Genomic DNA, 330 nt, shown 5'->3' with positions numbered 1-330 from the left:
AAGCGCTTGACGGCCGCGTAGGGTTTACGCCGCAACCACAGAACCCGCAGCGAGCCGCTTGCGCCACGCAATCCAGCCGACAACAATCGATAGTATCGCCACGACGAGCGGCGCCACCGCGTGTCCGTATTCGCCGTGCACTGTCACGGTTGCCAGCGCGGCCAACATCACGGTGCAGCCGAGCGCCGCGCCCCACAGCCGCGTCCGTGCTCGCGTCAGCAGAACAGCGGTCATGAGTTCCAGCGAACCGGTCACGAAATGGAACCAGTGCGGGTATCCCCACTTCAGGTATTCCTCGAAGATGGATCGCGGGGCGACGATGTTGCTGAG

The 330-nt window shown here is 63.9% G+C and carries 1 protein-coding gene; it reads right to left on the bottom strand.

Going from position 1 to position 330, the window contains the following annotated elements; genetic code table 11:
* Window positions 1-24 precede the first annotated feature (24 nt).
* On the bottom strand, window positions 25-330 hold a 306-nt coding region (locus SB822_RS55780; RefSeq protein ID WP_410858936.1), incomplete at its 5' end, for a DoxX family protein.

This window comes from Paraburkholderia sp. SIMBA_054 (assembly GCF_046534875.1).
In the GTDB taxonomy this organism is placed as follows: domain Bacteria; phylum Pseudomonadota; class Gammaproteobacteria; order Burkholderiales; family Burkholderiaceae; genus Paraburkholderia; species Paraburkholderia hospita.
This window is presented reverse-complemented; position numbering and strand designations above follow the sequence as displayed.